Source organism: Streptomyces nanshensis (assembly GCF_001751255.1).
In the GTDB taxonomy this organism is placed as follows: Bacteria; Actinomycetota; Actinomycetes; order Streptomycetales; family Streptomycetaceae; genus Streptomyces; species Streptomyces nanshensis_A.
Window position 1 is genome coordinate 1 of the sequence record NZ_LJGW01000626.1, and the last position, 3,565, is coordinate 3,565.

Annotated in this window: 4 protein-coding genes and 1 pseudogene; all 5 read right to left on the reverse strand. The window is 71.2% G+C overall.

What is annotated here, in order from left to right; genetic code table 11:
• Positions 1 to 76: 76 nt before the first annotated feature.
• On the reverse strand, positions 77 to 1,333 hold the full coding sequence (locus tag AN218_RS30430) for a styrene monooxygenase/indole monooxygenase family protein (RefSeq protein WP_070020257.1): 1,257 nt from the start codon (positions 1,331 to 1,333) through the stop codon (positions 77 to 79).
• A gap of 49 nt (positions 1,334 to 1,382) precedes the next feature.
• Positions 1,383 to 1,997: a GTP-binding protein gene (locus tag AN218_RS30435; RefSeq protein ID WP_070020261.1), complete on the reverse strand. Its 615-nt coding sequence runs from the start codon at positions 1,995 to 1,997 to the stop codon at positions 1,383 to 1,385.
• Between the two features lie 7 nt (positions 1,998 to 2,004).
• Positions 2,005 to 2,430, reverse strand: coding sequence for a DUF742 domain-containing protein (locus AN218_RS30440; RefSeq protein WP_079132760.1), 426 nt, complete (start codon positions 2,428 to 2,430; stop codon positions 2,005 to 2,007).
• Positions 2,427 to 3,056 (reverse strand): roadblock/LC7 domain-containing protein, encoded by a 630-nt coding sequence (locus AN218_RS30445; protein WP_070020259.1) that lies wholly within the window; start codon positions 3,054 to 3,056, stop codon positions 2,427 to 2,429. Before AN218_RS30445 ends, AN218_RS30440 begins: the two co-directional genes overlap by 4 nt.
• Positions 3,053 to 3,565 (reverse strand): annotated as a pseudogene (locus AN218_RS30450) (nitrate- and nitrite sensing domain-containing protein); the annotation flags it as partial. The gene AN218_RS30445 and the pseudogene AN218_RS30450, both read right to left, overlap by 4 nt.

Consider the following 3,565-nt stretch of genomic DNA (forward strand, 5'->3'; position numbering starts at 1 on the left):
CCCGGGGCGATCACGGGGCGGCGGCCGGAACCCCGCCGATGTGCGGCGGCGCGGCGGGCGGCGGGACCGTGGTCGGTCAGCCTCCCGCGACGCTGCCCAGGTACGCCTCGGCCTTCGCCGGGTCGTAGAAGTACTCCTCGAAGTCCGCCGGGTTGTCGAAGCCGTTGGCGAACCGGTCGGCCACGGGCTGGAGTTGGCCGGCCGCGCCGATCAGGTTGAGCACGTGCTCGGGCGGCGGCGCCAGCATCGCGTTCGTCCACTTCGTGGTGTGCTGCACATGGGCCCAGAAGCGGTCGAAGGTCTGCTGCATCCACTCCTCGTCGAACGGCTTGTCGCCGTGCTCCAGGATGGCGTCGAGATAGGTGGCCGCGCACTTGGCGGCGGAGTTCGAACCCTGGCCCGTGATGGGGTCGTTGGCGACGACGACGTCCGCGACGCCGAGCACCGCGCCGCCGCCGGGCAGCCGCCCGACGGGCTTGCGCACGGTCGGCGCGTACCGTCCCGACAGCGTGCCGCCCGCGTCCGTCAGCTCGACCTTCGTGGCCCGCGCGTACTCCCAGGGCGTGAACTGCTCCAGCAGCTCAAGGGTCTTGGCGAGCTGCTCGTTCGGGTCCTTGATGCCCTGGAAGACGTCCAGCGGTCCGCCCGGGATGCCCTCCCAGAAGAGGATGTCGCAGCGCCCGGAGGTCGTCAGGCAGGGCATGACGAAGAGTTCGCCGACGCCCGGCACCAGATTGCAGCGCACCGCCTCGGTCTCGGGGTGCTCGGGGCGCGGGCCGAGCCCGTGGACGTAGCTGACGGCGAGGGCGCGCTGCGGGGCGTCGTACGGGGAGCGCTCCGCGTCCCGCTCGAACATCGAGACCAACTCGCCCTTGCCGGCGGCCACCAGGACGAGGTCGTACTTCCTGGCGAAGAAGTCGAGGTCGGAGACGGCGGCGCCGTGGATGACGAGCTGGCCGCCGCGCTGGGCGAAGGTCTCCATCCAGCCGGACATCTTCACTCGCTGGTCGACGGACTGCGCGTAACCGTCCAGCCTGCCCAGCCAGTTGATGGCCCGCTGGGTCTCGCCCGGCCCCTGCACGGACTCCGGGTCGGCGACGGAGACGCCCAGGCCCTCGACCTTCGGGGCCTGGTTCTCCCAGAAGTTGGCCTCGATGTCGCGTTCCTTCTGAAGGGCCGTGTGGAACTGCATCTGGGTCGACATCACACGGCCGCCGCGGATCTCGTCCGCCGTGCGGTTCGACATCACGGTGACCTCGTAGCCCTGGGACTGAAGGCCCAGCGCGAGCTGGAGGCCCGCCTGGCCGGCGCCGACAATCAGTATCTTCCGCATGGCGGTCTCTCTTCTCCGTACGTGTGTGCAGTTCCGCGCCGCGCGCGCTTCAGGCGGGCGTGACGTCCAAGGCGTGACCGACCAGCGCGAGAAGGGACTTGAGGACTGTCGTCCGCTCCCGCGCGTCCATGATCACAACGGGTACGTGCCGGGGGACGGAGAGGGCCTCTCGTACGTCCTCGGCCTCGTAGGCGGGGGTCCCCTCGAAGTGGTTCACCGCGACCACGTACGGATATCCGCAGCTCTCGAAGTAGTCCAGAGCCGGGAAGCAGTCCTCCAGACGGCGCGTGTCGGCCATCACCACGGCGCCGATCGCGCCGCGCACGAGGTCGTCCCACATGAACCAGAAGCGCTGCTGGCCCGGGGTGCCGAACAGATAGAGCACCAGGTCGGATTCGAGGGTGATGCGCCCGAAGTCCATGGCCACGGTCGTCGTGGTCTTCTCGGGCGTGGCGGCGATGTCGTCCGTCTCCTCGCTCGCCTGCGTCATCAGCGCCTCGGTCGTCAGCGGCTCGATCTCGGAGACCGCACCGACGAGCGTCGTCTTGCCGACGCCGAAGCCTCCGGCGACGACGATCTTCGTCGATATCGGCGCCTTCGAGAGATCCTCCTGCCACTCCGCCACTCCCGGGGCGGTGCCCGCCGCGCTCCGCACTTCTTCCACGACCGGCTCAGAGCCTGCGAAGTCCACCCAGCACCCTTTCCAACAGCGCACGATCGGGACGGTCGCTGCCGTGCCCGGTGCCGTGAACGCGTACCCGCCCCTGGTCGGCGAGGTCGCTCAGCAGAACCCGTACCACGCCCAGAGGCATCTTCAACAGTGCCGCGATCTCCGCGACCGACCGCATGCGGCGGCAGAGTTCGACGATCGCGCGCATCTCGGGCATCACGCGGTCGCGCAGCCCTCCCGAGGTCAACTCGGGCCGCTCCTCCGGCGCTTCGATGGCCGCGACGATCGTCTCGACCAGCAGCACGTGGCCGAAGCGTGTACGGCCCCCGGTGAGGGTGTAGGGGCGGACTCTCTTGGACTTGCCGCTCTCGCCGCGTACGGGCAAGGGAGGCGGCGAGGACGAGGAAGGGGAAGAAGCAGGTGTCACTGGTCCAGCTCCATCGACGAGCGCAGTTCTGTGCGGAGTTCGGGGGTGAGGACATGGCCGGCGCGGCCGACGAACAGCGCCATGTGGTAGGCGACGACGCTCATGTCGCAGTCCGGTGTGGCGTGTACGCCCAGGAGCGAGCCGTCGCTGATCGACATCACGAAGAGCGAGCCCTCGTCCATGGCGATGACCGTCTGACGTATCTCCCCGCCGTCCATGAGCTTCGCCGCGCCGAGGGTGAGCGAGCCGAGCCCGGAGACGATGGTGGCCAGGTCGGCGCTCGTCCCCTTCGGGCCGCGGCGCGCGCCGCGGCGTACGGACGGGGGGACGGAGGAGGAGGGGGAAGCCGCGTCCCGGGCGCCGGTGCCGTCTGCGGCGTCTGCGGCGTCGGTAGCGTCGCCCGTGGGCGTTCCGGGGCCCGGGGCGCCGGAGTCCGGCGTCCCGTCGGCGGCGTCACCGGTTCCGGCGGCGTCCAGGCCCCCGTCCGAGGACAGCAGGAGCAGCCCGTCGGACGAGACGACGGCGACGGACAGGACGCCCGGCACCTCGTCGACGAGATTCTCCAACAGCCAGCGCAGATTGCGCGCTTGGGTACTGCCAGTGGTGCGCGTGGTGGACGCGTTCACGTACGGGCCTCCTCGGCGGTGCCGCCATCCGACTGCGTCCCCCGTTGACCGGTCTCCCTCTCATCAGCGCCGGTCTCGGCCGCCGCGTCACGGCGTCCGTGCTCGGCTCCCCGCTGGAATCCGCCCAGGCGGCGGCGCATTTCGTCGGCGTTCGCGCTGTGGTTGCGCGGCTTGTCGGGCCCGCCCGTGCGTGGCTCGACGTGGTGCGGGGTGCGCTTGGGCAGCCCCTTGTCGGTGAGCCGCGGCTGCTCCGGGATCGCGGGGCCGGAGTCGGAGCCCGCGTCCGCATCGGAGTCGGGGCCAGGGTCGGAGTCCGAGTCGGAGTCCGGGCCGGTGCCGGTGCCGAAGTCCGCTCCCGCGCCCGGGACTTGGCCGTGGCCGCCGGACCCGGCGGCGTCCGCGGACGCCGCTCCGGTGACGGGTGCGGCGCCGGCAGATCCGGAGGATGGTTTCGGCACGGTCCCGGCGGGCGGCCCATGGGCGGGCCGCGGCTCCGGCCGTACGCCGGT

Coding starts and splice junctions, on each gene's coding strand:
- AN218_RS30430 (WP_070020257.1), bottom strand. CDS start 1,333: ATGCGGAAGATACTGATTGTCGGCGCCGGCCAGGCGGGCCTCCAGCTC.